This is a genomic window from Pseudomonas sp. NFPP25, from assembly GCF_900116505.1.
GTDB classification, from domain to species: domain Bacteria; phylum Pseudomonadota; class Gammaproteobacteria; order Pseudomonadales; family Pseudomonadaceae; genus Aquipseudomonas; species Aquipseudomonas protegens.
This window is the reverse complement of the sequence record NZ_FPBG01000003.1, coordinates 374383-401056: the sequence shown is the minus strand read 5'-3', so window position 1 is coordinate 401056 and position 26674 is coordinate 374383. Positions and strand designations below refer to the sequence as shown.

The 26674-nt window shown below is 64.0% G+C and carries 26 protein-coding genes; 12 read left to right on the top strand and 14 right to left on the bottom strand.

Annotated features, from left to right (window positions below; all coding sequences use genetic code 11):
• Window positions 1–97: 97 nt before the first annotated feature.
• Entirely contained in the window at window positions 98–829 is a 732-nt protein-coding gene (locus tag BM382_RS13870; protein ID WP_011059450.1) for a thioredoxin fold domain-containing protein, read from the bottom strand.
• 149 nt (window positions 830–978) lie between these two features.
• Complete coding sequence (gene xerD, locus BM382_RS13865) at window positions 979–1875, bottom strand: site-specific tyrosine recombinase XerD (protein WP_011059449.1); 897 nt, start codon at window positions 1873–1875, stop codon at window positions 979–981.
• 107 nt (window positions 1876–1982) lie between these two features.
• Between xerD and BM382_RS13860 the strand changes: the two genes are divergently transcribed.
• Window positions 1983–3785, top strand: coding sequence for a cation:proton antiporter (locus BM382_RS13860; protein WP_072443100.1), 1803 nt, complete (start codon window positions 1983–1985; stop codon window positions 3783–3785).
• Window positions 3786–3854: 69 nt separating this feature from the next.
• Here BM382_RS13860 and BM382_RS13855 read toward each other — a convergent pair whose 3' ends face one another.
• Entirely contained in the window at window positions 3855–4268 is a 414-nt protein-coding gene (locus tag BM382_RS13855) for an acyl-CoA thioesterase (RefSeq protein WP_019094772.1), read from the bottom strand.
• A 324-nt stretch (window positions 4269–4592) separates the two neighbouring features.
• On the opposite strand from BM382_RS13855, the gene BM382_RS13850 reads away from it, so the two are divergent.
• Window positions 4593–6719, top strand: a complete 2127-nt coding sequence (locus BM382_RS13850; RefSeq protein ID WP_072443098.1) for a DUF4132 domain-containing protein — start codon at window positions 4593–4595, stop codon at window positions 6717–6719.
• 58 nt (window positions 6720–6777) lie between these two features.
• Here the strand turns inward: BM382_RS13850 and rplS are convergent, their stop codons facing one another.
• From rplS to ffh, 5 genes are all read right to left on the bottom strand, one after another.
• Entirely contained in the window at window positions 6778–7128 is a 351-nt protein-coding gene (rplS, locus tag BM382_RS13845) for a 50S ribosomal protein L19 (protein WP_009047143.1), read from the bottom strand.
• A gap of 45 nt (window positions 7129–7173) precedes the next feature.
• Window positions 7174–7947 carry a tRNA (guanosine(37)-N1)-methyltransferase TrmD gene (trmD, locus tag BM382_RS13840; protein ID WP_019094770.1) on the bottom strand — a complete coding sequence of 258 codons (774 nt, stop codon included), beginning with the start codon at window positions 7945–7947 and terminating at the stop codon, window positions 7174–7176.
• Window positions 7929–8465 carry a ribosome maturation factor RimM gene (rimM, locus tag BM382_RS13835; RefSeq protein WP_011059444.1) on the bottom strand — a complete coding sequence of 179 codons (537 nt, stop codon included), beginning with the start codon at window positions 8463–8465 and terminating at the stop codon, window positions 7929–7931. Before rimM ends, trmD begins: the two co-directional genes overlap by 19 nt.
• A gap of 5 nt (window positions 8466–8470) precedes the next feature.
• On the bottom strand, window positions 8471–8722 hold the full coding sequence (gene rpsP / locus BM382_RS13830) for a 30S ribosomal protein S16 (RefSeq protein ID WP_007927680.1): 252 nt from the start codon (window positions 8720–8722) through the stop codon (window positions 8471–8473).
• A 251-nt stretch (window positions 8723–8973) separates the two neighbouring features.
• Complete coding sequence (ffh, locus tag BM382_RS13825) at window positions 8974–10350, bottom strand: signal recognition particle protein (protein WP_072443096.1); 1377 nt, start codon at window positions 10348–10350, stop codon at window positions 8974–8976.
• Window positions 10351–10568: 218 nt separating this feature from the next.
• Between ffh and ccsA the strand changes: the two genes are divergently transcribed.
• The 3 genes from ccsA to BM382_RS13810 all read left to right on the top strand — a co-directional run bounded on the left by ccsA (window position 10569) and on the right by BM382_RS13810 (window position 14218).
• Window positions 10569–11372 carry a cytochrome C assembly family protein gene (ccsA, locus tag BM382_RS13820; RefSeq protein ID WP_169892741.1) on the top strand — a complete coding sequence of 268 codons (804 nt, stop codon included), beginning with the start codon at window positions 10569–10571 and terminating at the stop codon, window positions 11370–11372.
• A 9-nt stretch (window positions 11373–11381) separates the two neighbouring features.
• On the top strand, window positions 11382–12611 hold the full coding sequence (locus BM382_RS13815; RefSeq protein ID WP_011059441.1) for a transporter associated domain-containing protein: 1230 nt from the start codon (window positions 11382–11384) through the stop codon (window positions 12609–12611).
• 290 nt (window positions 12612–12901) lie between these two features.
• Window positions 12902–14218 carry an MFS transporter gene (locus BM382_RS13810; protein WP_072443094.1) on the top strand — a complete coding sequence of 439 codons (1317 nt, stop codon included), beginning with the start codon at window positions 12902–12904 and terminating at the stop codon, window positions 14216–14218.
• A gap of 77 nt (window positions 14219–14295) precedes the next feature.
• Here BM382_RS13810 and purT read toward each other — a convergent pair whose 3' ends face one another.
• The 5 genes from purT to BM382_RS13785 all read right to left on the bottom strand — a co-directional run bounded on the left by purT (window position 14296) and on the right by BM382_RS13785 (window position 17563).
• Window positions 14296–15477: a formate-dependent phosphoribosylglycinamide formyltransferase gene (purT, locus tag BM382_RS13805; protein WP_072443092.1), complete on the bottom strand. Its 1182-nt coding sequence runs from the start codon at window positions 15475–15477 to the stop codon at window positions 14296–14298.
• A gap of 93 nt (window positions 15478–15570) precedes the next feature.
• Complete coding sequence (locus BM382_RS13800) at window positions 15571–16038, bottom strand: hypothetical protein (protein WP_015634275.1); 468 nt, start codon at window positions 16036–16038, stop codon at window positions 15571–15573.
• Window positions 16039–16170: 132 nt separating this feature from the next.
• Window positions 16171–16386: a DUF1289 domain-containing protein gene (locus BM382_RS13795; RefSeq protein ID WP_011059437.1), complete on the bottom strand. Its 216-nt coding sequence runs from the start codon at window positions 16384–16386 to the stop codon at window positions 16171–16173.
• Window positions 16383–16907: a gamma carbonic anhydrase family protein gene (locus BM382_RS13790; RefSeq protein ID WP_011059436.1), complete on the bottom strand. Its 525-nt coding sequence runs from the start codon at window positions 16905–16907 to the stop codon at window positions 16383–16385. The genes BM382_RS13795 and BM382_RS13790 overlap by 4 nt, the downstream gene beginning before the upstream one ends.
• A 56-nt stretch (window positions 16908–16963) precedes the next feature.
• Window positions 16964–17563: a CoA pyrophosphatase gene (locus BM382_RS13785; RefSeq protein ID WP_011059435.1), complete on the bottom strand. Its 600-nt coding sequence runs from the start codon at window positions 17561–17563 to the stop codon at window positions 16964–16966.
• A 147-nt stretch (window positions 17564–17710) separates the two neighbouring features.
• Here BM382_RS13785 and BM382_RS13780 point away from each other — a divergent pair, with 147 nt between their 5' ends.
• The 7 genes from BM382_RS13780 (at window position 17711) to nagE (ending at window position 26236) form a co-directional block, all read left to right on the top strand.
• Window positions 17711–18262: an NUDIX hydrolase gene (locus BM382_RS13780; protein WP_072443090.1), complete on the top strand. Its 552-nt coding sequence runs from the start codon at window positions 17711–17713 to the stop codon at window positions 18260–18262.
• 48 nt (window positions 18263–18310) lie between these two features.
• On the top strand, window positions 18311–18814 hold the full coding sequence (locus BM382_RS13775) for a L,D-transpeptidase family protein (protein WP_011059433.1): 504 nt from the start codon (window positions 18311–18313) through the stop codon (window positions 18812–18814).
• A gap of 275 nt (window positions 18815–19089) precedes the next feature.
• Complete coding sequence (locus tag BM382_RS13770) at window positions 19090–19821, top strand: GntR family transcriptional regulator (protein WP_011059432.1); 732 nt, start codon at window positions 19090–19092, stop codon at window positions 19819–19821.
• 27 nt (window positions 19822–19848) lie between these two features.
• On the top strand, window positions 19849–20955 hold the full coding sequence (gene nagA / locus BM382_RS13765; RefSeq protein WP_072443088.1) for an N-acetylglucosamine-6-phosphate deacetylase: 1107 nt from the start codon (window positions 19849–19851) through the stop codon (window positions 20953–20955).
• Entirely contained in the window at window positions 20936–21958 is a 1023-nt protein-coding gene (locus BM382_RS13760; RefSeq protein ID WP_011059430.1) for an SIS domain-containing protein, read from the top strand. Before nagA ends, BM382_RS13760 begins: the two co-directional genes overlap by 20 nt.
• 26 nt (window positions 21959–21984) lie before the next feature.
• Window positions 21985–24507: a phosphoenolpyruvate--protein phosphotransferase gene (gene ptsP, locus BM382_RS13755; RefSeq protein WP_072443086.1), complete on the top strand. Its 2523-nt coding sequence runs from the start codon at window positions 21985–21987 to the stop codon at window positions 24505–24507.
• 22 nt (window positions 24508–24529) lie between these two features.
• Window positions 24530–26236 (top strand): N-acetylglucosamine-specific PTS transporter subunit IIBC, encoded by a 1707-nt coding sequence (nagE, locus tag BM382_RS13750; protein WP_072443084.1) that lies wholly within the window; start codon window positions 24530–24532, stop codon window positions 26234–26236.
• Between the two features lie 123 nt (window positions 26237–26359).
• Here nagE and BM382_RS13745 read toward each other — a convergent pair whose 3' ends face one another.
• Window positions 26360–26671, bottom strand: coding sequence for a YqfO family protein (locus BM382_RS13745; protein WP_015634269.1), 312 nt, complete (start codon window positions 26669–26671; stop codon window positions 26360–26362).
• Window positions 26672–26674 lie beyond the last annotated feature (3 nt).

Below are 26674 nucleotides of genomic sequence, written 5' to 3'. Positions count from 1 at the left end.
CGTGGAATACAGCCGCAAACTGCGCGGCTCTCTATTAATGGCCCGCCGGCTTGGCCGGCGGGCCATGATCGTCAAAGGCTAGCGTGACGATGCAGGATTATTTCGCACCCAGGGCCAGTTTGGCGATCTGCGGTGCCGGCTGGTAGCCGGGAATCACCTGGCCATCGGCCAGAACGATGGCCGGGGTGCCGTTGACACCGATCGACTGGCCCAGGGCGAATTGCTTGGACACCGGGTTGGCGCACTTGGCGGCCTTGATTTCCTTGCCGTCGACCATCTTGTCCATCGCGGCTTTCTTGTCCGCCGAGCACCAGACCGCCTGCAGCTGTTCGTCACCCGGCGAGCCCAGGCCCTGGCGCGGGAACGCCACGTAGCGCACTTCCACACCCAGCTTGTTCAGCTCGGGCACTTCGGCGTGCAGCTTGTGGCAGTACGGGCAGGTGGTGTCGGTGAATACGGTGATGTGGGTCTTGGTCTCGCCAATGGCTGGATAGACCACAGTTTCCGCGACCGGAATGCCGTTGATCAACTTGGAAATGCCCAGGCGCTCGGTTTTTTCGGTGAGGTTGACCGGCTTGCCATCCTTGAGCTGGAACAGGTAGCCCTGGACCACGAACTGGCCGTCGGCGCTGGCGTACAGCACGCGGCTGCCCTTGAGCTTGACTTCGTACAGGCCACCCATGGGGCTGGCGGTAATGCTTTCCACAGGCGTTTCGAGCTGCAGGGTCTCGAGGCTCTTGCGGATGGCTTTCTCGGCACTGTCATCGGCCATGGCAAAAGTGCTGAGCAGCGCCAGGGAGGCGGCGGCAAAAATCTGGGTCAAGCGCATGGGAACTCCTGAAGGCGGGCAAATGGGCCACTCGCAGCGATCACCATGGCAACCGCTCGCAAACAGCCGTTTTGCAAACCGGCAAAGCCTATCACATCTGTTTGCCGGCACCGACTACGGGCGACGCAAAGCACGGCCCGGAAGGCAAATCAACCGCGCGGATGGTGCTTGGCGTGCAGATCCTGCAGCCGGGCGCGGGCTACATGGGTATAGATCTGGGTGGTGGACAGATCGCTATGACCCAACAGCATCTGCACCACTCGCAAGTCTGCGCCGTGATTGAGCAGATGGGTAGCGAAGGCATGGCGCAAGGTGTGGGGCGACAGCGCCTTGCCGATCCCGGCGACCTTGGCCTGGTGCTTGATCCGATGCCAGAAGGTCTGGCGGGTCATCTGCTCGCCACGCAGGCTGGGGAACAGCACGTCGCTGGGGCGCCCGCCCAGCAGCTCGGCGCGGGCATCACGCATGTAGCGCTCGACCCAGACAATCGCCTCCTCGCCCATGGGCACCAGGCGCTCCTTGCTGCCCTTGCCCATGACCCGCAGCACGCCCTGGCGCAGGTTGACCTGCTCCAGGGTCAGGCTGATCAGCTCGGTAACCCGCAGGCCGCAGGCATAGAGCACTTCGAGCATGGCCCGGTCGCGCTGGCCGATGGCCTCGCTCAGGTCCGGCGCGGCCAACAGCGCTTCCACATCCGCCTCCGACAGCGACTTGGGCAACGGACGCCCCAGTTGCGGCATGTCGATCTGCAAGGTGGGATCGATTTCAATCAGCTTTTCCCGCAGCAGATAGCGATAGAAACCACGCACGCCCGAGAGGAATCGCGCTGTCGAGCGGGGCTTGTAGGCTTGCTCCACGCGCCAGGCCAGGTGATCGAGGATCAGCTCGCGCCCGGCCCGCGGCAACTCCAGCCCCTGCTCCTGCAACCAGCCGTTGAACAACGCCAGGTCACTGCGATAGGCGTCGCGCGTGTTGTCGGACAGGCCTTTCTCCAACCACAGGGCGTCGAGAAAACGGTCGATCAGGGGGTGGTCGATGGCAGGCATAAAGACTCGAAAGGCGCGGCCCAGAGGCCAGGCGTAAAAAAATAGTGAACTGCGCGCAGGGTCGCTAGTCTTTCATAGCCAGCCATTTTCAGGAACAGGGTGCATTGATGAGTGAACAACAGATTCTGCTGGCCTTCGGCGGCATCGGCGTGGCCGCGCTGGGCTGCCAGTGGCTGGCCTGGAGGCTGAAACTGCCGGCCATTCTCTTTCTGTTGCTCAGCGGCATTCTGGCCGGGCCGATACTGGGCTGGCTCGACCCGCAGGAGATGTTCGGCCCGCTGCTGATGCCCCTGGTTTCGCTGGCGGTGGCGCTGATCCTGTTCGAAGGCAGCCTGACCCTGCACCTCTCCGAGTGGCGCGAGATCGGCAGTGTGGTGCACCGCCTGGTGACCATCGGCGCACTGTCCACCTGGGCCGTGATCACCCTGGCCACCCACTGGCTGCTGGGCTTCGACTGGATGCTGGCCCTGCTGTTCGGCACCCTGACCCTGGTCACCGGACCGACGGTGATCGTGCCCATGCTGCGGGTAGTGCGGCCCAAGGCTTCGATCGCCAATATCCTGCGCTGGGAAGGCATCGTCATCGACCCTATCGGCGCCCTGCTGGCGGTGGTGGTCTACAGCTTCATCATCGCCAGCGCCGAGGGCGCCGGTCTGAGCCAGAGCCTGCTGACCTTTGGCGGGGTGATTCTGTGCGGCAGCCTGTTCGGCATCGCCGGCGGCTGGGTCCTGGGCAGCATCATGCGTCGCCAGTGGCTGCCGGAATACCTGCACAACCTGGCAACCCTGGCGGCAGTGCTGGGAATCTTCATCGCGTCCAACCAGGTGATGCACGAATCCGGGCTGCTGGCGGTGACCCTGATGGGCATGTGGATGGCCAACATGAAGGGCGTGGATGTGCGGCACATCCTGCACTTCAAGGAAAACCTCAGCGTGCTGCTGATTTCCGGGCTGTTCATCCTCCTGGCGGCACGCCTGGACCTCAAGGCGCTGATTGCCCTGGGCCCGCTGGTGCTGATCCTGCTGCTGGTGATCCAGTTCATCGCCCGGCCACTGAACGTGCTGCTGTCCACGGCCGGTTCCAACCTCAACTGGCGTGAACGCGCCTTGCTGGCGTGGATAGCCCCACGGGGGATTGTTGCGGCAGCAGTGTCAGCGATCTTCGCCATCCGCCTGGATGAAGCCGGTCATGAGGGGGCATTGCTGCTGGTGCCACTGACCTTTGCCGTGATCATCGGCACCGTGGTCCTGCAAAGCGCCACGGCTCGCCCCCTGGCGCGCCTGTTGAAAGTCGCCGAGCCGGCGCCCAGCGGCTTTCTCATCGTCGGCGCCAACGGCCCGGCACGGACCCTTGGCAAAGCCTTGCAGCAACTGGGCAGCCGGGTGCTGTTGACCGACTCCAGCTGGGAAAACATTCGCGCGGCGCGCATGGAAGGGCTGCCCACCTATTTCGGCAACCCGGCCTCGCAGCACGCCGATGCCCATCTGGACCTGGTGGGCCTGGGCCACTTGCTTGCACTCTCGCCCTCAGGAGAGCTGAACACCCTGGCCGCCATGCGCTTTCGCCACGACTTCGGCCACCAGCGCCTGTTTGCCCTGGCCAACAGCCAGGAAAGCCGGCGCACCGACAAGCACCGGGCCAGCCACGAACACCGCGGCCAGTTGCTGGGCAGCGAGGCCTTGACCTACACCAAGCTGGCCAGCCTGCTGGGCCAGGGCGCGGAGCTGTACAGCACCAACCTGACCGAAGCCTTTGGCTGGAACGATTACCAGGCCCTGCACGGCGAACGCGCCACTCTGCTGTTTGCCCGCGACAGTAGCGGCTGGGTGCATGTCGTCACCCCAGACAGCAGCCTCAAGCCGGCGGCAGGCTGGACGCTGCTGGCCCTGATCCAGCCCGAGTCCCTGTAACGCTCCCCCTTGCAGGAACTGGTTTGCCAGCGAAGAGGCCCGATGGCTTATTCGCCGGCACGCCGGCTCCTACGTCGCAAACCCTGGAAGCACCGGCACCGGGCGCTTGTCATCGTCGATGGCGACAAAGCTGAACAAGCCATGGATGGCCTTTTCCCGACCATCACAGCTCATGCTCTCTACAAACACCTCGACTTCGACCTTGAGGCTGGTGTTACCCACCTTCACCACTCGTCCCACCAATTCGACGATCGAACCTGCGGCAATCGGATGGTTGAAATCAATGCGGTCGGTGGACACCGTCACCAGCGGCAGCCGGCAGAAACGGGTCGCGGCGATAAACGAAACCTCGTCCATCCAGGCCAGGGCAGTGCCGCCGAACAGGGTGTTGTGATGATTGGTGGTGGACGGGAATACCGCCTTGGTCACGCGGGTCACCGAGAGTTCGGTACGGCGCTGGATTTCTTGCTCACGAAGGGTCATCGGACTACTGCCTGAATGGATGGATCCGCGCACGGGCACGCTGCGGGCATGGCACGCCCATGAGCGCTGCAGGGCAGCGACCCAAGGCTGGATGGGAATAATCGGGGCGGCCCGCCTGTGGATAGAACCAGGCCAGGATTGCCGGGAGGATGCGACGCACCCTGGGCGTCCGTGCGGGCTGCACGGATCGGGCGATCACACTTTATTGGGCCGGCGAGTATATCGCCGCCCGGCAGGGGCCGAAAGAACCCGCCAGGGGCCAGAGGCCACAACCGGCGATAAAAAATGCGATTATCCGCGCACTGAAAAAGGAGACCCGCCGCCATGGATGCCCCGCTCGCGCCTTCGCTCGTCGCACACCTGCAACAACGCCTGAACCCCGACCGAGTGGATCATCCGAACTTCATCGGCCCGCCGCCCGACATCAGCCCATTGACGCCCGCTCAATTGGGCAGCCTGTGGCCGGCCATCCGCCGGGCCCTGCGCGACCATGCCAACCCGGCGGCACAGCAACTGGCGACCGCGATCGTGCAACAGGCCACGCAACTGGAGCTGAGCCCGGCCCTCGATCAAACCACCCTGCTGGAGGCGCTGCGCAGTTGCGTGAACTGGCAGGAAGCGCTGGAACAACTGGCCTGTTTCAGCGGAACACCGAGCCCCGCCTTGGCCGAGGAACTGCGCAGGATCCTTGCGGAGCCGGGCCCACAGTGGGCGCTGTACTACCACCAGGCGTACGTGCTGGCGCAATGGGTGGATGAAGAAACCCGCACGGCGCTGCGGCGCTGTGTGGAACAACACTACGCCGATGCGCCCTACGCCCGGCAGGAGTTCGAACTGCTTGGGCAACTGGAGCCTCGCTCACGGCAGGCCCTGGCCGGCAGCGAGTACTGGACCGGCCATCATCACCTGAGCGCCGATCCGGCCAGGGTACTGATGGATGACGCGGCGTACGTCGAATTCTCACAGCAGATCCTCAGCACTGCCGCCCAGCGCCTGGACGCTATCCACAGCGGCGCCACGCCCTATGTGGCCGATGGCGCCTTTACCACCGATGACACCCCGGTGATCGCCCGCGCCGCGCGGGTCGCCCTGCTGCGCGATGCCTCCTGGCTGCCGCCACTGATGGACATTTTGCTGCCCAAGGCCTGCGTCGCCCCGACCCAGGCCAAGACTGCGCCGTCGCAGTCCCTGGCCATTGCCCTGGGGCACTGCATCGAGCAGGTGCCAACCCCGGAAAGCGTGCAAGCACTGCGCAGCGCCCTGAGCCTGGTGCGCCATGCCAGCATCCAGAAAAAACTCACCCGCAACCTCAAACCTGCCGAACGCGGCCTGGCCCAACGCCCCGAGATCGCTTTGCGCCTGGCCCCCACCAGCACGCCCGGCAAGGCTCAGCACGGGCTTCTGGCCAGTTGCCTGGAATCCGGGCTGTGGCAAACCTTCGAGTTGTCTTACAGCGACTGGCGAGCGCAACTGGCGGACTCCGCCGTGGGCTCGCCCTTTGCCCGCTCACTGGTTTGGGTTGCCCATTGCACAGATGGCCAACGCCGCAGCTTCCTGCTGGACGCAAATGCTCAAACGCTAGACTCCCGGGGCCAACCGCTGAGCCTGGATGCCGGGTGCTGGATTTCGCTATGGCACCCGCTGTCAGCCAACGCCGCAGAGCGCCACGCCTGGCAGGCCCTGATCAGCGAACGCCGGATCAAACAACCGCTGCGCCAAGTGTTTCGCGAGTACTACCTGCCCTCTCAGCAAGAGCTGGAAAGCCGCACCTGCCAGGCATTCGCCGGATACAGCCTGTCCATCCGCCCCCTGATCGGCCTGGCCCGCCGCGAAGGCTGGAAGATCGACAGGGACAGCGGCCTGAGCCGGAACCTGGGGGATATCCGGGTGAGCTTTGCGGTGGACGCGGCACTCTATCCGGGGCTGCAGGGGCACTGCCTGTCCGGCAGCGCAAGCTTCGCTCGGCGCACCGATAAACACTGGCAGCCGATGCTGCTGCAGGATGTGCCGCCGCAGGTGTTTTCAGAAGCCTGCCGGGCCATCGACCTGCTGGTGAGCGTCAGCAGTTTCGCCATCGAAGAGCTGGCACAGAGCGCCACCGGCCAGCCCCTGCCGCAAATGCCGGCCGCCAGGCGCGAGCAACGCCTGAACCTGCTGGCCGGGCACAACCTCACCCAGATGGCTCTGATGCGCCATCACGTCCTGGGCAGGGCTTTCGCCCCACTTATCGAGCAGGGGAAATTGTCGCTGGAGGGGCGTCATGTCCGCATCGGCGACCATGCGGTGCATCTGGCCACCGGGCGCGTGACACGCGATGGCGAACCCGTGGAGATGGCCCTGGCGGCGCAAAGCGGCAAATTGACCGCCATGCCCTGGCTGCCTTATGACGAGGTACTGCTGGAACGGATCGCCAACACGGTCTGCGCCCTGCTGAACCGCTCCGGGCATTAAATGACAGGCAACAAAAAAGCAGCCCGTAGGCTGCTTTTTTCTGCATCGGAAGCTGGACTTAAGCCAGTTTTTCCTTGATGCGAGCTGCTTTACCCGACAGGTCGCGCAGGTAGTACAGCTTGGCTTTACGCACGTCACCGCGACGCTTGACAGCCATGCTGTCGATCTGCGGGCTGTAGGTCTGGAAAGTACGCTCTACGCCAACGCCGTTGGAGATTTTACGTACGGTGAACGCGCTGTTCACACCGCGGTTGCGCTTGGCGATAACTACGCCTTCGAACGCCTGCAGACGGGAACGATCACCTTCCTTCACTTTCACCTGAACGACAATGGTGTCGCCCGGGGCAAAGGCTGGGATCTCTTTGGTCATCTGCTCTGCTTCGAGTGCAAGGATGATTTTGTTGGTCATGCTGTGCTCCTAAGGTAAATCGTCGGATCTACCATCGATACGTTGTTAACTATCGTCCCGCTCGCGGAGATATTCCTCGAGCAGCTTCTTCTCTTCTCCAGAAAGCGAGCGGCTTTCCAGAAGATCGGCGCGTCGTTCATAGGTCCGACCAAGGGACTGCTGTAAACGCCAACGCCGGATGTGTGCGTGGTTGCCACTTAGCAACACGTCGGGAACACGCTGATCCGCATACACCTCCGGTCGGGTGTAGTGCGGGCAATCCAGCAGACCGTCCGTGAAGGAATCTTCCTCCGCGGAATCCACATGCCCTAAAGCTCCGGGCAGCAGTCGCGTAACCGCATCAATCAGGACCATCGCCGGCAGCTCGCCACCGGAGAGTACATAGTCGCCAATCGACCACTCTTCATCGACATGAGCATCAATAAAACGCTCGTCAATGCCTTCATAACGACCAGCAATCAGGATCAATGCATCCTCATTCGCCAACTCGCGCACCGCCGACTGATTCAGTTGGCGGCCTTGGGGCGACAGGTAGATCACCTTCGCGCCCTCCCCGGCTGCGTTTCTGGCCTGAACCAGTGCATCTTCCAGGGGCTTGATCTTCATCACCATGCCCGGACCACCGCCAAACGGGCGATCGTCCACAGTGTGATGTCGATCCGTGGTGTAGTCTCGCGGATTCCAACAGGTCAGCTGCAACAGCCCCTGTTTCACCGCGCGGCTGGTTATGCCGTACTCGCTGATGGCGGAGAACATCTCGGGAAACAAACTGATCACTTCTACGCGCAAGTTAGCCACGCTTAGAAGTCCGCATCCCATTCCACCTTCATCTCGCCCGCGGCCAGGTCGACGGCCAACACGCATTGCTCGGTATAGGGCAACAGGCGTTCGCGATCATCCAGGCTGCCAGCGCAAGGCTTGACCACCATTACATCGTTCGAGCCGGTCTCCAGCAGGTGATCGATCTTCCCGAGCAGTTGCCCGAGGCCGTCGATAACCTTGAGACCTTGCAGCTGGTACCAGTAGTACTCGCCGTCGGTCAGTTCAGGGAACAGGCTGCGCGGCACGCAGATCTCGTAACCGGCCAGAAGACGAGCTTCCTCGCGATCATCAAGACCCTTGAGCTTTGCGACCAGGAACTTGTCGTTCCCGCGTCCGCTGACCAGCTCAACCTGCTTCACGCTACCTTCGCGCTTGAGCGTCCAGGTTTTGTAGTCCAACAGGTTTTTAATCGGATCAGTAAAGGAAAAGACCTTCACTTCGCCGCGAACGCCATGAACAGAGTAGATTTTGCCGATAACGATCAAATCATCAGCAGGAGCTGGCGTCGCGTTCATAGGGTTCAGGCTGCAGCCTTAGCCGATTCCTTCAGCAACTGAGCAACACGCTCAGAAGGCTGTGCACCAACGCTCAGCCAGTAGGCTACGCGCTCTTGGTTCACGGACAGGCGGACTTCTTGACCACGAGCGATCGGGTTGAAGAAGCCAACTTGTTCTTTGTGCGAACCGTCGCGTGGATTGCGGCTGTCGGTCACGGTCAAGTGGTAAAACGGGCGCTTTTTGGAGCCGCCAAGGGCAAGACGGATTGTTAGCATGTGAACATCGTTCCTGTAGTCGGTGCTGCAAATCTAAATGCACAGCGGGCATGGGTGCCCGAAAGGCCGCATATTCTAAGGAATATCCGGACTTTTGCAAATGACTTTTTCCGGCGCCCGTCGGCTGCCATTCAGATTTGCCATGGAGCTGCCGCAAGCGACAGCGAGTGAGCGCACCCCAATCGAGGGTTTGCCCGGGATTCCACGTCCCCGTGGAAAAAAGCGCCGGCATGACGGCCGGCGCGGATTCTTCAGATCTTCGGCATGCCACCGCCGGGCAACATACCGCCCATGCCGCGCATCATCTTGGCCATACCGCCCTTGGCGGAGAACTTCTTCATCATCTTCTGCATCTGCTTGTGCTGCTTGATCAAGCGACCGATGTCCTGCACCTGGGTGCCGGAGCCCATGGCGATCCGGCGCTTGCGCGAACCGCTGATCAGCTCGGGGTCGCGGCGCTCGGCCGGGGTCATGGAGTTGATGATGGCTTCCATCTGCTTGAACTGCTTCTCTGCCGCGCCCTGGGCATTGCCCATCTGCGCCAGGTTCACGCCACCGATGTTCGGCAACTTGTCCATCAGGCCGCCGAGACCGCCCATGTTCTTCATCTGCTGCAACTGATCGCGGAAGTCTTCGAGGTCGAAGCCCTTGCCCTTCTTCAGTTTTTTAGCAAGCTTGTCGGCCTTGTCCTTGTCGAGGGTCGCTTCAGCCTGTTCGATCAGGCTGAGCACATCGCCCATGCCGAGGATGCGCGAAGCGATGCGCTCGGGGTGGAACGGCTCCAGGGCTTCGCTCTTCTCGCCCATACCGATGAACTTGATCGGCTTGCCGGTAATGGCCCGCACCGACAGCGCGGCACCACCACGGGCATCGCCGTCGACCTTGGTCAGGATCACACCGGTCAGCGGCAGCGCGTCGCCAAAGGCCTTGGCGGTGTTGGCGGCGTCCTGACCGGTCATGGCGTCGACCACGAACAGGGTTTCCACCGGCTTGATGGCCGCGTGCAGCGCCTGGATCTCGTCCATCATCTCGCTGTCGATGTGCAGGCGACCGGCGGTGTCGACAATCACGACATCGATGAACTTGAGCTTCGCTTCCTTAATAGCCGCTTCGGCGATAGCTACCGGCTTCTGGCTCAGGTCCGATGGGAAGAAGGTCACGCCAATATCATTGGCCAGGGTTTCCAGCTGCTTGATAGCCGCCGGACGGTAGACGTCCGCGGAGACCACCATCACGCTCTTTTTCTTGCGCTCTTTAAGGAAGCGCGCAAGCTTGCCGGCGGTGGTGGTCTTACCCGCACCCTGCAGACCGGCCATCAGCACCACGGCCGGTGGCACTGCGCTGAGGTTCAAATCTTCGTTGGCCGCGCCCATCAGGCTTTCCAGCTCGGCCTGGACGATCTTCACAAAAGCCTGGCCCGGCGTCAGGCTGCGGGACACTTCGGTGCCGACCGCACGCTCCTTCACCGAGTTGACGAAGTCCTTGACCACCGGCAACGCAACGTCGGCTTCGAGCAGCGCCATGCGCACTTCGCGCAGGGTGTCTTTGATGTTGTCCTCGGTCAGCTTGGCCTTGCCGGTGACATGGCGCAGCGTCTGCGAGAGACGGTCGGTTAGGTTTTCAAACATGCTCGATCCTTTCAGGCCCAAGGTAGACCGGGGGTAATGGCGGCCCAGAGCGTAATAAACAGGTGCTCGATGAGCCTGCGGCGTGGGCAGGTCGCGGATTATAGCGAAGACTGTGCGTGGCGGACACCTCGCCGTCTGCTTGCCTGGTCTTTCAGGGCTCTGGGTTCTATGCCAAACTCAGCGACTTTCGGGCCTGCCTAACAGGATTTATGCTCCCCTTGTCACCCAGTTTGCTACCCACCCTCGCCGCCGCCGTCCTTTATGCCGCTGCGACCTTCTACCAAGGCTCCCGCCTGGCCACAGGCGCCAAGGCGAACAAGCGCCTGCTGGTTACGCTCGGCATCCTGGCCTTGCTGGCCCATGCCGCCAGCCTGCTGACCCACTTGCTGACTCCGGTCGGCCTGGGCCTGGACTTCTTCAGCGCCGCCAGCCTGATTGCCGCCGCAGTCATCGCCCTGACCCTGCTGGCCTGCTGGCGCATCCCGGTGGAAAACCTGCTGGTACTGCTGTTCCCGCTCGGCGCCCTGACCGCGCTACTGGCGCAATTCGTCCCCACCGGCACAGTGCCGGTGATCGATGAGGAACCCGGGATCCTCGCCCACATCCTGTTGTCGATCCTGGCCTACGGCATGTTCACCATCGCGGTGTTCCAGGCCTTGTTGCTGCTGGTGCAGGACCATCAGCTGAAGAACAAGCACCCGTCCGGGCTGATCAGGAACTTCCCGCCACTGCAAACCATGGAAAGCCTGCTGTTCGGTTTTCTCTGGGCCGGCTGGACCCTGCTGTCGCTGTCGCTGATCTCCGGCTGGCTGTTCGTCGAGAACCTGTTCGCCCAGCACCTGGTGCACAAGACACTGCTGGCCTGCCTGGCCTGGGTAGTGTTCAGCGTGCTGCTATGGGGCCGCAATCGCCTCGGCTGGCGCGGGCACAAGGCAATTCGCTGGACCCTGGCAGGTTTCTGCCTGCTGATGCTGGCCTACTTCGGTAGCAAGCTGGTTCGTGAATACATCCTGCACATCTGACGACCGGCCATGACCGACTCCCTGCCCACCGGGCCCATGCTCGCGGTAATCGCCCTGCTCATCGTCTGGTCGGGCCTGTTCACCGCTATCGATGCCGCCCAGCAGCACCTGATGACCCTGCGCGGCAACTCGCGCAACGGCGACAAGTCCCAGGCACGCCTGGCCTTCCCCAAGGAAAGCCTGATCCTGTGCAATACCCTGTGCCGGGTCCTGGCGGTGATCATCAGTACCCTGCTGGCGCTGTTCTACTGGGCGGAAAATGGCCCCTGGCTGGCCTGCCTGATCAGCACCTGCGCCCTGCTGGTGCTGGCCGAATACCTGCCGCGGGCCCTGGCCGTGCGCTACCCGGAAGGTACCTTGGGCTTTGGCAACAGCCTGCTGCTCATCCCGATGAAAATCGTCTATCCCCTGGCCTGGCTGCTCGACACCCTCAGCCAGTTGCTGCTGCGCCCGTTTGCCCGCAAGGCCGGCGCGGTCAAGCACAGTGACGACGACCCGGCGCTGCTGGACGACGAGCCCACGCCACAGGAGCCACATGCCCTGTCCGGCATCCACGCCCTGGACAACATCACCGTCAATGACATCCTGGTGCCCCGCAGCGAAGTGGACGGCATCAACCTGGACGACCCGATCGAGGACATCATCGCCCAACTGCGCCTGAACAGACGCACACGGCTGCCGGTGTTCCACAGCGATATCAACCAGGTCGAAGCGGTTCTCAACACCCGGCAGATCCGTCACCTGCTGCCGGACGCCAGCCTGACCAAGGAGGCCCTGCTGGCGGCCTGCCACGAGCCCTACTTCGTCCCGGAAAGCACCCCGTTGCAGTTGCAACTGCTCAATTTCCACAAGCAGCAACGGCGCCTGGGCATGGTGGTGGACGAATACGGCGAAGTGCTGGGCATCGTCACCCTGGAAGACATCCTCGAAGAAATCGTCGGCGAGTTCGAAAGCGAGCACAGCCTGGACAACCCGCACATCCACCCCCAGGCCGATGGCCGCTATGTGGTGGAAGGTGCGGCATCGATCCGCGAGCTGAACAAGAGCCTGGGCTGGCACCTGCCCAGCGACGGTCCCAAGACCCTCAACGGCCTGGTCACCGAAGCCCTGGAAACCATCCCCGACAGCGCGGTGTGCCTGAAAATCGGCCGCTACCGCCTGGAAATCCTCGAAACCGAGGAAAACCGCGTCAGCCGCGTACTGATCTGGCACACCAGCAGCGTCCCCGCCCGCATCTGATCGCCTGCCGCCGCAGCCAATGGCGCCCCTGAAGGTCGAAAACCTTCTCGCCAGCCCGGCAGCCGCCAAGCCCCTTGTTGAATCGTTAGCCGCCTTTCTATAATCGATCCGCTTACCCAAGCCCTGTGCAGACCCGCGTGCTACCCGCACCCAGCGCAAACCTGCCGATAACCAGCCCTTCTGTTCGACGTCACTCCCATCCCGAGGGACGACCGCGCCAAACCCACATCCCTGGGTGCTCGACCATAATAATTCGCTCCACCGGAGCACAGACTGTCAGGGATAACCACATGACGACCAGCACCGCCTACAGCGCCACCACGCCTGCCCAACCGAGCAATTCCGCCTCGCGGGTGGCCACTGCCAGCTTTATCGGCACCGCCATCGAGTTCTACGACTTCTACGTCTACGCCACCGCCGCCGCACTGGTGATAGGCCCGGTATTCTTTCCCCAGACCTCCGGCACCGCCCAGATGCTCTCGGCGTTCCTGACCTTCGGCATCGCCTTCCTTGCCCGCCCCCTGGGCTCGGCACTGTTCGGCCACTTCGGCGACCGTATCGGACGCAAGTCGACCCTGGTTGCCTCGCTGCTGCTGATGGGCGTGTGCACCACCCTGATCGGCGTACTGCCAGGCTACGCCAGCATCGGCGCCTGGGCGCCCATCCTGCTTTGCGTGCTGCGCTTCGGCCAGGGCCTGGGGTTGGGTGGCGAATGGGGCGGCGCCGCGCTGCTGGCCACGGAGAACGCACCAGAAGGCAAGCGCGCCTGGTTCGGCATGTTCCCGCAGTTGGGCCCCTCCATCGGTTTTCTCGCGGCCAACGGCCTGTTCCTGGCCCTGGCCATGGGCCTGGATGACGAGCAGTTCCGCTCCTGGGGCTGGCGCATTCCCTTCCTGCTCAGCGCCGCCCTGGTGATGGTGGGCCTGTACGTGCGCCTGAAGCTGCACGAAACCCCGGTCTTTGCCAACGCCGTGGCACGCCAGGAACGGGTGAAGATGCCACTGGTGGAACTCTTCAGCCAGTACTGGCTGCCGGTACTGCTCGGCGCCGCGTCGATGGTGGTGTGCTACGCCCTGTTCTACATCTCCACGGTGTTTTCCCTGAGCTACGGCGTCGCTACCCTGGGCTACAGCCGGGAAACCTTCCTCGGCCTGCTGTGCTTCGCCGTGCTGTTCATGGCCGCGGCCACGCCTCTGTCGGCCTGGGCCAGCGACCGCTTCGGGCGCAAGCCGGTGCTGATTGTCGGCGGCGTGCTGGCGATTCTGTCCGGCTTCACCATGGAACCCCTGCTGACCCAGGGTTCCACCGCCGGCGTGGCGCTGTTCCTGTGCATCGAACTGTTCCTGATGGGGGTCACCTTCGCCCCGATGGGCGCCCTGCTGCCGGAACTGTTCCCGACCCGCGTGCGTTATACCGGCGCTTCGGCGGCGTACAACCTGGGGGGCATCGTCGGAGCTTCGGCCGCGCCGTTCTTCGCCCAGAAACTGGTGGCGATGGGCGGTTTGAGCTGGGTTGGGGGGTATGTTTCAGGGGCGGCGATCCTGAGCCTGATCGCGGTGCTGTGCCTGAAGGAAACGCGCAATAACGATTTGAATCGGGTCGCTTGAGCGACCGCTTCGCGAGCAAGCTCGCTCCTACAGGTTCAATCCGGACGCTGTAGGAGCGAGCTTGCTCGCGATGCTTTTTACAGCTCGACCACCACCGCTTGCGCAGTGCGGGTCGCCTTGGCCCGGGCGGCTTCGATCGACTCGTCACGCGCCAGCGCTACGCCCATGCGGCGCTGGCCATTGACTTCCGGCTTGCCGAACAGGCGCAGCGCAGTGTCCGGCTCGCTCAGGGCGGCACCGAGGTTGGCGAAGGCGGTCTGGGTGGATGTGCCTTCTACCAGGATCACCGCCGAAGCCGAAGGGCCGAACTGGCGGATCAGCGGAATCGGCAAGCCGAGAATGGCCCGCGCATGCAGGGCGAACTGGGACAGGTCCTGGGAAATCAGGGTCACCAGGCCAGTGTCGTGTGGGCGCGGCGAAACTTCGCTGAACCACACCTGGTCGCCCTTGATGAACAGTTCCACGCCAAACAGGCCGCGGCCCCCCAGGGCCTCGGTGACTGCCTTGGCCACCCGCTCGGATTCGGCCAGGGCTTTGGGACTCATGGCCTGAGGCTGCCAGGATTCCTGGTAGTCGCCCTTTTCCTGACGATGGCCGACCGGCGCGCAGAAGGTGGTGCCGCCCACATGACGCACGGTCAACAGGGTGATTTCGTAGTCGAAGTCGATAAAGCCTTCGATGATCACCCGGCCCTTGCCGGCACGGCCGCCTTCCTGGGCGTAGTCCCAGGCTTTCTGCACGTCGTCGACGCTGCGCAGCAGGCTCTGGCCCTTGCCCGAGGAACTCATCACCGGCTTGACCACGCACGGGAAGCCCAGGTCTTGCACGGCCTTGGAATAGTCTTCGAAGGTGTCGGCGAAATGGTACGGCGAGGTCGGCAGGTCCAGCTCTTCAGCGGCCAGGCGCCGGATGCCTTCGCGGTTCATGGTCAAGGAGGTGGCCCGGGCGGTGGGGATCACGGTGAAGCCCTCGGCTTCCAGTTCCACCAGGGTCGCGGTAGCGATGGCTTCGATTTCCGGCACGATGAAGTGCGGCTTCTCGGCTTCGATCACGGCCCGCAGCGCCGCGCCATCAAGCATGTTGATCACGTGGCTGCGATGGGCCACCTGCATCGCCGGAGCGTTGGCGTAGCGGTCCACGGCAATCACCTCGACACCCAGGCGTTGCAGCTCGATCACCACCTCCTTGCCCAACTCACCACAGCCACAAAGCAAGACGCGGGTCGCGGTTGGCGACAGTGGAGTTCCGATACGAGTCATCTGAAGGTCCTCAAAGGAGCGGATCATCGAGGGCCGAGCGCCAGGCGGGCGACCCATGGGGAGCGGCATTTTACATGAAGCGCGGGCTTTGGCTCAGCCGGCGCACGCCGCTTTGCGCAAACGCCAGGCCATGGCCAGCCAGACCACTGTGACACCGGCGAACTTCGAACCCAGGGCGGTCAGGATCACCCCAGGGGTCAAGGCATCGATCATGCCGAAGAAGATGAAGGTATCCAGGGGAATGCTCAGGGCCGAGCTGATCCATAGACGATCATGCAGGGGCCGCTTGGTGATACTGAACACCAGCCAGTCGATGCATTCCGAGACGGCGAATGCCGTGGCGCTGGCCAGGGCGATGGTCGGATCGGAAGTCACATAGGACAGCACCAGGGCCGCCAGCATCGCGACGATGGCGCCGTGGCCGAAACGAGTCTGCACCATGTCCCGCAGGACGAACACCAACCCGCCCCAGGCCGACCAGATGATGTCCAGATGCGGGGCAGACGAAAAGGCGTAGTTGATCAGCACGACACTGCTGATATAGGCGATCAGGAAGAACATGGGGGCCAAGGGTACCTGTCAGGAAGGTGCACAGGTTACTGCAGGCCCGGGGCTGGGCCAAGAAGCCCTTTCGCCAGCACGCTGGCACCTGCACAAGATTGCAGGAGCCGGCTTGCTGGCGAAACGAGCGGATCAACTTGCCGAGCTGGAGCCGATCATCCACAGCAAGCCGCTGGACTTGGCCCGCTCATGGCACAGGGCCAGGACCGCACGCCGCTCGGCGTTGTCCATGCGGCTCCAGCGGGTGATCTCGTCCACCGTGCGCTGGCAACCGGTGCAGATATCCTGCTCGTCCAGGGCACAGATGCTCACGCAGGGCGAAGCGACGGGTCTTTCAGGGGCTGTCATTGTTCTTGCTCAACCAGGTCTCGGGCATAACGCTGGGCATTATGAACGTAGTGCGCGGCGCTGGCTTCGAGCATTTTTTTCTGCGGCTCGGTCAACTCCCGTACCACCTTGCCTGGCGAGCCCATGACCAGCGAACCGTCGGGGATTTCCTTGCCCTCGCCGATCAGCGAGTTGGCGCCGATGATGCAGTTCTTGCCGATCTTCGCGCCATTGAGGATCACCGCGTTGATGCCGATCAGGCTGTAGTCGCCCACGGTGCAGCCGTGCAGCATGGCATTGTGGCCGATGGTCACGCCGGTACCGATGGTCAGGGGAAAGCCCATGTCGGTGTGCATCACCGTGCCATCCTGGACGTTGCTGTGCTTGCCGATCAGGATCAGTTCGTTGTCCCCGCGCAGCACGGCGTTGAACCAGACGCTGGCTCCCTCCTCCAATTTGACCTTGCCCACCAGCGTGGCATTCGGGGCAACCCAGCTCTGTGGATGGGTCTCGACTCGGGCGTCGCCCAGGCGGTATTTCATCTTATTGTCCTCATGGCTCAGGCAGCCGCGGGTTTATGCCATGCGAAGTGATGGCTTCAGGTATCGATATAGTTTTTCGGCGGGCGATGCAGGCTGATTCCGGCGTCGTACAACAGGTTGACCAGCTCGACGATCATGATCGCGGTCAGGCCCCAGATCTTGTACTCGCCAAAGCGGTAGCTGGGGACGTACCAGCTGCGCCCCTGGTAATCGATGCGATGGGTATGTTCACGGGGGTCCTGGCGAAAGAACTCCAGGGGCACGCTGAAAACGGCGGCGATCTCGGCGTCATTGGCCTGGTATTCGACATAGTCGGGAATCACCCCGACGTAAGGCGTGACCTTGATTCCGTGCAGGGAAATCAGCGGGCTCAAAGGCCCGATGACCTCCACCAGCCCCGGCGGCAGGCCGATTTCCTCCTTGGCCTCGCGCAGCGCGGTAAAGATCAGGTCCGGGTCTTCCGGATCGCGTCGGCCACCAGGGAAAGCCACCTCGCCGCCATGGGTCGACAGCCCGCTGGCACGCAAGGTCAATACCAGTTCCGGTTCTTCGCTGCGGGTGATGGGCACCAGCACCGCAGCCTCGGGAAAACGTCGGTCGGTCTCCAGCGTACGCGGCGTGTAGTGGCTTACCCGATGAAGTAGCTCGTCCAGCATGAGGCATCTCGATCTGTTGGCTACCGTGCATCATGCACCAATCCAATCTTCGGCCCAACCCCCGCCCCCGGGCATGTCGCTTAACGACAACTTGCCGACAACGGGGCTGGCGCGCCAAGATAGCCCCAGCCTTTTCGGATACCCCACATGAAATTTTGCAGCCAGTGCGGCAACCCGGTGACCCAGCGCATTCCCGAAGGCGATTCGCGCATGCGCTATGTCTGCGACCACTGCCAGACCATCCATTACCAGAACCCCAATATCGTCGCCGGCTGCCTTGCCACCTGGGAGGGCAAGGTGCTGCTGTGCCGTCGCGCCATCGAGCCGCGCCTGGGCTACTGGACCCTGCCCGCAGGCTTCATGGAAAACGGCGAGACCATCGAACAGGCGGCCATTCGCGAAACCTACGAGGAGGCCTGCGCCCGGGTGCGCGGCCTGAGCATCTACACCCTGATCGACGTGCCGCACATCAGCCAGGTGCATGTGTTCTTTCGCGCGGAGCTCGCCGACCTGGACTTTGCCGCCGGCCCCGAGAGCCTGGAAGTGCAGTTGTTCGACGAAGCCGATATCCCTTGGTCCGAGCTGGCTTTCCGCACCGTCGGCCGTACCTTAGAATGCTTCTTCGCTGACCGGCGGGCCGCAGCCTTTGAAGTGCGCTCCGAATCCATTCCGCCGCTCTCTCAGCCTGCCATCAGTTAAACAATAAAACGTGCACGGGATCTGTGTGCGCCTGGGGATATCGTGTCAATGCGCTGGTTGCTTGCCCTGCTGTGCTGTTCCGTCGTTGCTGTGTGCCAGGCCTCCACCGTGGAAACCCTGGACGGCAAGGTCATCGAAAAGGTCCTGGTGCTCAAGTCCGCCCATCAACTGCAACTGATCAACGGTGGCAAGCCACTGAAGACCTACCGCATATCCCTGGGCAAGAAACCCAAGGGTCCCAAGCTCATGGAGGGCGACAAGCGCACCCCTGAAGGCCTCTACTGGCTCGACTGGCGCAAGACCAGCGACCGCTACAACCTGGCCATGCACATCTCCTATCCGAACATCACCGATGCCGCCCGCTCGCGGCGCGAAGGGGTGGACCCGGGCGGCATGATCATGATCCACGGCACCCCGGACACCGAAGAATTCCCGGAGCAGTATTTCCACACCCTGGACTGGACAGACGGGTGCATCGCCATGCGCAACGTCGACATGCGCGAGGTCTGGGGCCTGGTCAAGGACGGCACCATGATCGAGATCCGCCCTTAATTTCCCTTCCGCAAAAAATATTTTTACCCCCGCCAGCTCTTCCACTGCGCCCATACCACTTGGCGACCCGCAAGGGGTCGCCACTCGACGCCATGGCGATGGCAGTCAGACCTGCCTAATACCACTTTAATCATTTACCCTTCAAATCACCCCGAAAACGCTGGATTTACGCCACCCCCAGCAGACCAGTGGCGTTGACATGGTATCTAAGTGGTATTAGTTTTTCGGCACTACCGGGCGACAACAACCTAATAACCGCATCGGAAAACCTACAGATGAATCACCTCCTGGCCCTGCGCCCCGACGACTCCCAACCCACTCCGCTGTACCTGCAACTGGCTCGCAACCTGGAAGCGGCAATCCATGCCGGCCAGTGGAAAGCCGAGCAGGCACTGCCGTCGGAACGCAACCTCAGCGAATTGCTGGGTATCTCCCGGGTCACCGCGCGCAAGGCCCTGGAAGTGCTCTTCGAACAGGGCTTGATCCGCCGCAGCCAGGGCTCGGGGACCTTCATCACCCCGCGCCTGGAGCAACCGCTGTCGCGGCTCTCCGGCTTCAGCGAAATGCTCCGCCTGAAGGGTTTCGTGCCCGGCTCCCAATGGCTGGAACGCACCCTCACCCCGCCCACCCATGAAGAACTGATCCGCCTCGGCCTGTCGCCCAACGACAAGGTGGCGCGGCTCAAGCGCCTGCGCAAAGCCGATGACACAGTGATGGCCATCGAGATGAGCACCCTGCCGGCCAGCATCATCGCCCAGCCGGAAGCGGTCGGGGATTCGCTCTATGAATACCTCGATGGCATCGGCAAGCCCGTGGTGCGGGCGCTGCAGCACATCCAGGCGATCAATGCCTCGGACGAATTCGCCGCCCTGGTGGGCATCGCCCCCGGCACCGCCATGTTGCTGATGACCCGGGTCGGCTACCTGGAAGACAACACGCCGATCGAGGTCACCGACACCTACTGCCGCAACGACTACTACGACTTCGTCGCTGAACTGCGACGCTGAACCCGCTTCCGGAGCCAGAGAAACGCCATGTCCGAAGACAATATCCTCACGCCCCAAGGCTGGGTCCGCGGCCGTCTGCTGCATCAGGACGGCAAGGTGATCGCCATCGAAGGCAGCCCCTGCAATCCGGCGGACAACGACCTGCCCTACCTGCTGCCCGGCTTTATCGACCTGCATGTGCACGGCGGCGGCGGCAAGGACATCATGCAAGGCCGCGATGCCTTCCAGACCATCACCCGCACCCATGTGCGCTTCGGCACCACCTCGTTGCTGGCCACCACCATGACGGCCCCCAGCGAGGAAATCCGCCAGGTCCTGGAGCAACTGGGCAGCTATGCCGAACAGCGCCCCAAAGGCTGCGCCCGAGTGCTCGGCGTGCACCTGGAAGGCCCCTACATCAATCCCGGCAAACTTGGCGCCCAGCCCAACTTCGCCCACACCGCACTGCTGGCGGAAGTGGAGCAGTACCTGGCGCTGGCGCCGATCCGCGTGATCACCATCGCCCCGGAAGTCGCCGGCCACGACGGCCTGATCCGCGAACTCAGCGCCCGCGGCGTGCGCATGCAGATCGGCCACACCCTGGGCAGCTACGAGGAAGGCGTGGCGGCCCTCGCCGCTGGCGCCACCAGTTTCACCCACCTGTACAACGCCATGAGCCCGCTGCATCACCGCGAGCCGGGGATCGTCGGCGCGGCCCTGGCCCACGCCCAGTACGCCGAGCTGATCCCGGACCTGCTGCATGTGCACCCCGGCGCCATGCGCGTGGCCCTGCGCTCGATCCCCTGCCTGTACTGCGTTACCGACTCCACCGCAGCTGCCGGCATGCCCGACGGTGAATACAAGCTGGGCAGCCACACCGTGACCAAGTGCCTGGGTGGTGTGCGCCTGGCCGACGGCACGCTGGCCGGCAGCACCCTGACCATGGACCAGGCCCTGCGCAATCTGGTGAAGATCGGCCTGCCCCTGGCCGAAGCCTCGCAGCGCCTGTCGCAATTTCCCGCCGACTACCTCGGCATCCCCCAACGCGGCCGCCTGCAACCTGGCAGCTGGGCCGACAGCGTGCGCCTGGACCGGGCACTCACACTGACCGCCGTCATGGTCGAAGGAGAAGACATTGACTTCAAAAATGCTTGAAGAGGCGCTGTCCTCGCACCTGGCCGCGAGCAACCAGTTGCAGCACCTGGACCCGGCGCTGCTCGAGGTCGCCGGCCGCCTGCGCCGCCAGCCGCCACAAGTGGCGATGACCGTGGCCCGGGGCAGCTCCGACCACGCCGCCAGCTACTTCGCCTACCTGACCATGCAGCAAGTGGGTATTCCCGTGGCCTCGCTGCCGATGTCGGTGGTGACCATGCAGCAGGCGCCCCTGCGGGTCAGCGGCCAGGCGGTGTTCGCCTTTTCGCAATCGGGGCAAAGCCCGGACCTGGTAAACAGCGTGCGCCTGCTGCGCAAGCGCGGGGCCCTCAGCGTGGCCATGGTCAACGCGGAAAACAGCCCGCTCGAAGCGGCCAGCGAATTCTTCCTGCCATTGCACGCCGGCGCCGAGCAGAGCGTGGCCGCCACCAAGAGCTTTATTGCCACCCTCAGTGCCAGCGCGCGACTGATCGGCCACTGGAATGATGACGGACGCTTGCTCGAGGCCGGCCTGGCCCTGCCCGAAGGCCTGCGCCAGGCCGCGACCCAGGATTGGAGCCTGGCCGTCAATGCGCTGCGCGATTGCCAGCGCCTGATGGTGATCGGCCGCGGGGCGGGATTCGCCATTGCCCAGGAAGCCGCGCTCAAGCTCAAGGAAACCTCGGCCATCCAGGCCGAAGCCTTCAGCAGTGCCGAAGTCCGCCACGGCCCCATGGCGCTGATCGACCACGACTATCCGCTGCTGGTGTTCGCCCCCCGCGGCGCCGAGCAGGGCGGCCTGCTGAGCCTGGCCGCCGACATGCGCCAGCGCGGCGCCAAGGTGCTGCTGGCCGCTCCGGACGACATCGGTGAACGGGACCTGACCCTGAGTCGTGCCGAACACCCGGCACTCGACCCGATCCTGGCGATCCAGAGTTTCTACGTCATGGCCGCCGGCCTCGCCCAAGCCCGCAGCATGGACCCCGACCAACCGCGCCACCTGAGCAAAGTGACCCGCACTCACTAAGCCCCATCGCCAACGAGTACTGCGCCATGCACAACAACAATAACGAACTGACGCTCGGTGCCCCGTTAAGCGGGCCAGTGCTAGCACTACGCAGCGTGCCCGACCCGGTGTTCGCCAGCGGTGCCATGGGCGACGGCATCGCCATCGATCCCCTCAACGACACCCTGCATGCGCCCTGCGCCGGCCAGGTGATCCAGGTCGCACGTACCGGGCACGCAATCACCCTGCGCGCCGCCAATGGGGCCGAACTGCTGCTGCACCTGGGCCTGGACACTGTCGAACTGCAGGGCGAGGGGTTTGCCCTGCTGGTGAAGGAAGGCCAGCAGGTGCGTGCCGGCCAGCCCTTGCTGCGGGTTGATCTGGACCACGTGGCACAGCATTGCCGAAGCCTGATCAGCCTGCTGATCCTGACCAATGGCGAGGGTTTCGACCTGCGCCCGCTGACCCTGTCGACAGTCCAGGTGGGCGAGCCATTGCTGCACATCAGCCGGCGCGCCAACGCGGGCCCGCAGCCGCTGGCGCAAGAGCAATCCGGGCAGCAGGCCAGCGCCCGGATCAAGGTCGCCCATCGCGGCGGCCTGCATGCCCGCCCCGCCGCCCTGGTGCGCCAGACCGCCCTGAGCTTCAACAGCCATTCGCAGTTGACCTTCAAGGACAAGAGCGCCCCCTGCACCAGCCTGATTGCCCTGATGAGCCTGGGCATCGGTGAACAGGAAGAAGTGCTGGTCAGTTGCCAGGGCGACGATTGCCAGGATGCCCTGCAGGCGATGCTGCAGACCCTCGGCACCGCGATGGCCGCAGATGCCCATGGCGAAACCCCGGTACCGGCCCCGGCCGCCCAAGGCCCCGTGGAAGACGGCGTGCTGCCGGGCGTCTGCGCCGCGCCGGGCCTGGTGTGCGGACCCCTGGTGCGGCTCAACGCCATGGTCCTGGCGGAGGATCATGGCCAGCATGCACCCGAGCCCCAACGGCAAGCATTGAGCACCGCGCTGGACCAGGTGCGCGGGGAAATCCGCCACACCCTGGAGCAGGCCCGGCAACGCCGCGACCAGCAGGAACAGGACATCTTCAGCGCCCACCTGGCGCTGCTCGAAGACCCGACCCTGCTGGACGCCGCCGAAGCCTCCATTGCCCAGGGCCGCGCCGCCACCCATGCCTGGAGCGCGGCGATTACCGAGCAATGCCAGATCCTGCAGCAACTGGGCAGTACGCTGCTGGCTGAACGCGCCAACGACCTGCGGGACCTGCAGCAGCGCGTTCTGCGCGCCCTGCTGGGGGAGGCCTGGCACTATGATCTGCCAGCCGGGGCGATCGTTGCCGCCGAGGAGTTGACCCCTTCCGACCTTCTGCAACTCAGCGCCCAGGGCGTGGCCGGGCTGTGCATGGCCGCCGGCGGTGCCACTTCCCACGTGGCGATCCTTGCCCGGGGCAAGGGCCTGCCTTGCCTGGTGGCCCTGGGCCCGCAAGTGCTGCGCATCGACAGTGGCCGCCAGGTGGTGCTGGATGCCAACGGCGGGCGCCTGGAACTGGAGCCCGACCCGCAGCGCATCGCACAGGTGCAACAGGCCGGCGAAACCCAGCGCCAGCGCCATGCGCTGCAACAGCAAAAAGCCCATGAGCCCGCCCTGACCCAGGACGGCCAGCAGATCGAGGTGGCGGCCAATGTGGCGTCCAGCGATGAAGCCCGGGACGCCCACCAGGGTGGCGCCGACGGCGTCGGCCTGCTGCGCACCGAGTTTCTCTTCGTTGACCGCCAGACCGCCCCGGATCAAGAAGAACAGCGCCAGGCCTATCAGGCAGTGCTCAACGCCATGGGCGACAAGCCGGTGATCATTCGCACCATCGACGTCGGCGGCGACAAACAGCTGGATTACCTGCCCCTGCCGGTGGAAGCCAACCCGGTACTTGGGCTGCGCGGCATCCGCCTGGCCCAGGCGCGCCCTGAGCTGCTGGACCAACAACTGCGGGCGCTGCTCCAGATCAGCCCCGTGCAACGCTGCCGGGTGATGCTGCCGATGGTCACCGAAGTCGCCGAGCTGCTGCACATCCGCCAGCGCCTGGACCTGTTCGCTGCCGAACTGGGCCTGAGCCAGCGCCCGGAATTGGGGGTCATGATCGAAGTCCCCGCCGCCGCCCTGATGGCCGAGCAACTGGCCGAACACGCCGACTTCCTGTCCATCGGCACCAACGACCTGTCCCAGTACACCCTGGCCATGGACCGTGACCACGCCGGGCTGGCGGCACGGGTCGACGCCCTGCACCCCGCCCTGCTGCGGCTGATCGCCCAGACCTGCACCGGCGCCCAGCGCCATGGTCGCTGGGTCGGGGTCTGTGGCGCCCTGGCCTCCGATCCCCTGGCCACACCCGTACTCATTGGCCTGGGCGTCAGCGAGCTGTCGGTCAGCCCGCCACAGGTGGGCGAGATCAAGGACCGGGTGCGCCAGCTGGACGCCAGCCAGTGCCGCCAGCTCAGCCAGCCGCTGCTCAACCTGCCCGGTGCCGCCGCAGTCCGTCAGGCCTGCGAACGGCTTTGGCCTCTGCACTCATAACAAGAATTCCAGGAGAGACGCCATGTACCAGTATTTCATCGAGGGCCTGCAACGCCTCGGCCGGGCGCTGATGCTGCCCATCGCTATCTTGCCCATCGCCGGTCTGCTGCTGCGCCTGGGCGACACCGACCTGCTGAACATCGCGATCATCCACGATGCCGGGCAGTCGATCTTCGGCAACCTGGCGCTGATCTTCGCCATCGGTATCGCCGTCGGCTTTGCCAAGGACAACAATGGCACCGCCGGGCTGGCCGGGGCCATTGGCTATCTGGTAATGATCTCGACCCTCAAGGTGCTGGACGCCAGCATCAACATGGGCATGCTCGCCGGGATCATCAGCGGGCTGATGGCCGGCGCGCTGTACAACCGCTTCAAGGACATCAAGCTGCCGGAGTACCTGGCGTTCTTCGGCGGCCGGCGCTTCGTGCCCATCGCCACCGGTTTCACCGCCGTGGGCCTGGGGGTGGTGTTCGGCCTGATCTGGCCGCCGATCCAGCACGGCATCAACAGCTTCGGCCAGTTGCTGCTGGAGAGCGGCAGCTTCGGCGCCTTTGTCTTCGGCGTGTTCAACCGGCTGCTGATCGTCACCGGCCTGCACCACATCCTCAACAACATGGCCTGGTTCATCTTCGGCAGCTTCACCGACCCGAGCACCGGCGCCGTGGTCACCGGCGACCTGACCCGCTACTTTGCCGGCGACCCCAAGGGCGGCCAGTTCATGACCGGGATGTTCCCGATGATGCTGTTCGGCCTGCCCGCCGCCTGCCTGGCGATGTACCGCAACACACCGCCGGAACGGCGCAAGGTAATGGGCGGGATCTTCCTGTCCATGGCCCTGACATCCTTCCTGACCGGGGTCACCGAGCCGATCGAATTCGCCTTCATGTTCCTTGCCCCCCTGCTGTACCTGGTGCATGCCCTGCTCACCGGGCTGGCCATGGCCCTGACCAACCTGCTGAACATCCACCTGGGCTTTACCTTTTCCGGCGGCGCCATCGACATGGCCCTGGGCTGGGGCCGCTCCACCAACGGCTGGAAGGTGTTTCCGGTGGGCCTGCTGTACGCGGTGGTGTACTACCTGGTGTTCGATTTCTGCATCCGCCGCTTCAACCTCAAGACCCCGGGCCGTGAAGACAGCCCCTCCAGCGAAAAGACTGAACTGAGCGTCGACCAGCGCGCCGCAGCCTACATCAAGGCCCTGGGTGGCGCCGGCAACCTGCTTACCGTCGGTGCCTGCACCACGCGCCTGCGCCTGGAGCTGGCAGACCGCAACCTGGCTTCGGACAGCGAGCTCAAGGCCCTGGGCGCCATGGCCGTGGTGCGCCCCGGCAAGGGCGGCAGCTTGCAGGTGGTGGTGGGGCCGCTGGCAGACAGCATCGCCGACGAGATCCGCCTGGCGTCACCCGTTTCGGCCAGGGCTGAGGTGGCACAGGCGCCTGTTGAAGACCCCCCGCAGGTCGACATTTCCATCCACGAAGCCCAGCAGTGGCTCAACGCCCTGGGCGGCCGGGACAACCTGGTGCAGATGGACTGTGTGGCCCTGACCCGGTTGCGAGTGCGAGTGAACAATAGCCGCAGCCTGTCGGAGCCGGCGCTCAAGGGGCTGGGCTGCCAGGGCATGCGGCGTATGGAGGGGGATGTTTGGCACGTACTGATTGGCGAAAAGGCCGGGGGCTTGCAGGTGGCGCTGACGGGCTTGCTGCACCAAGAGGTCGGCGCAGGTGCTTGAAGGCACTTTCGCCGGCCAGCCGGCGCCTACAAGGCTCCTGTAGGAGCCGGCTGGCCGGCGAAGGCCCACAAAAAAGCCCGCTGACCGTTGCCGGTTCAGCGGGCTTTGTGTCTGTGGATAACCTCAGAACGCTTCGAGGCGCCAGACTTCATAAGCCGGCGTTTCGTAGGGGTGGCTCTGCTTGAGGGCCAGTACCACATCGCGAATCAGTTCGTCGGCCACCACCAGCTCGACCTTCCACTCCTCCACCCGCTCCACCTGGCCGGTCTGCCCGAGAAACGGCTGGCTGCCGTCCAACGGGCGAAACTGGCCCTGGCCGAGCACCTGCCAGGCGCACTGGTCATAGGCGCCAATGCGTCCGCCGCCCGCGGCGAACACAGCGCTCTTGACCGACTCCACATGGCTGGGGGGCACGAAGAAGCTGAGCTTGTACATCAG

Coding starts and splice junctions, on each gene's coding strand:
- BM382_RS13870 (WP_011059450.1), bottom strand. CDS start 829: ATGCGCTTGACCCAGATTTTTGCCGCCGCCTCCCTGGCGCTGCTCAGC.
- xerD (WP_011059449.1), bottom strand. CDS start 1,875: ATGCCTGCCATCGACCACCCCCTGATCGACCGTTTTCTCGACGCCCTG.
- BM382_RS13860 (WP_072443100.1), top strand. CDS start 1,983: ATGAGTGAACAACAGATTCTGCTGGCCTTCGGCGGCATCGGCGTGGCC.
- BM382_RS13855 (WP_019094772.1), bottom strand. CDS start 4,268: ATGACCCTTCGTGAGCAAGAAATCCAGCGCCGTACCGAACTCTCGGTG.
- BM382_RS13850 (WP_072443098.1), top strand. CDS start 4,593: ATGGATGCCCCGCTCGCGCCTTCGCTCGTCGCACACCTGCAACAACGC.
- rplS (WP_009047143.1), bottom strand. CDS start 7,128: ATGACCAACAAAATCATCCTTGCACTCGAAGCAGAGCAGATGACCAAA.
- trmD (WP_019094770.1), bottom strand. CDS start 7,947: ATGGGATGCGGACTTCTAAGCGTGGCTAACTTGCGCGTAGAAGTGATC.
- rimM (WP_011059444.1), bottom strand. CDS start 8,465: ATGAACGCGACGCCAGCTCCTGCTGATGATTTGATCGTTATCGGCAAA.
- rpsP (WP_007927680.1), bottom strand. CDS start 8,722: ATGCTAACAATCCGTCTTGCCCTTGGCGGCTCCAAAAAGCGCCCGTTT.
- ffh (WP_072443096.1), bottom strand. CDS start 10,350: ATGTTTGAAAACCTAACCGACCGTCTCTCGCAGACGCTGCGCCATGTC.
- BM382_RS13815 (WP_011059441.1), top strand. CDS start 11,382: ATGACCGACTCCCTGCCCACCGGGCCCATGCTCGCGGTAATCGCCCTG.
- BM382_RS13810 (WP_072443094.1), top strand. CDS start 12,902: ATGACGACCAGCACCGCCTACAGCGCCACCACGCCTGCCCAACCGAGC.
- purT (WP_072443092.1), bottom strand. CDS start 15,477: ATGACTCGTATCGGAACTCCACTGTCGCCAACCGCGACCCGCGTCTTG.
- BM382_RS13800 (WP_015634275.1), bottom strand. CDS start 16,038: ATGTTCTTCCTGATCGCCTATATCAGCAGTGTCGTGCTGATCAACTAC.
- BM382_RS13795 (WP_011059437.1), bottom strand. CDS start 16,386: ATGACAGCCCCTGAAAGACCCGTCGCTTCGCCCTGCGTGAGCATCTGT.
- BM382_RS13790 (WP_011059436.1), bottom strand. CDS start 16,907: ATGAAATACCGCCTGGGCGACGCCCGAGTCGAGACCCATCCACAGAGC.
- BM382_RS13785 (WP_011059435.1), bottom strand. CDS start 17,563: ATGCTGGACGAGCTACTTCATCGGGTAAGCCACTACACGCCGCGTACG.
- BM382_RS13780 (WP_072443090.1), top strand. CDS start 17,711: ATGAAATTTTGCAGCCAGTGCGGCAACCCGGTGACCCAGCGCATTCCC.
- BM382_RS13775 (WP_011059433.1), top strand. CDS start 18,311: ATGCGCTGGTTGCTTGCCCTGCTGTGCTGTTCCGTCGTTGCTGTGTGC.
- BM382_RS13770 (WP_011059432.1), top strand. CDS start 19,090: ATGAATCACCTCCTGGCCCTGCGCCCCGACGACTCCCAACCCACTCCG.
- nagA (WP_072443088.1), top strand. CDS start 19,849: ATGTCCGAAGACAATATCCTCACGCCCCAAGGCTGGGTCCGCGGCCGT.
- ptsP (WP_072443086.1), top strand. CDS start 21,985: ATGCACAACAACAATAACGAACTGACGCTCGGTGCCCCGTTAAGCGGG.
- nagE (WP_072443084.1), top strand. CDS start 24,530: ATGTACCAGTATTTCATCGAGGGCCTGCAACGCCTCGGCCGGGCGCTG.
- BM382_RS13745 (WP_015634269.1), bottom strand. CDS start 26,671: ATGTACAAGCTCAGCTTCTTCGTGCCCCCCAGCCATGTGGAGTCGGTC.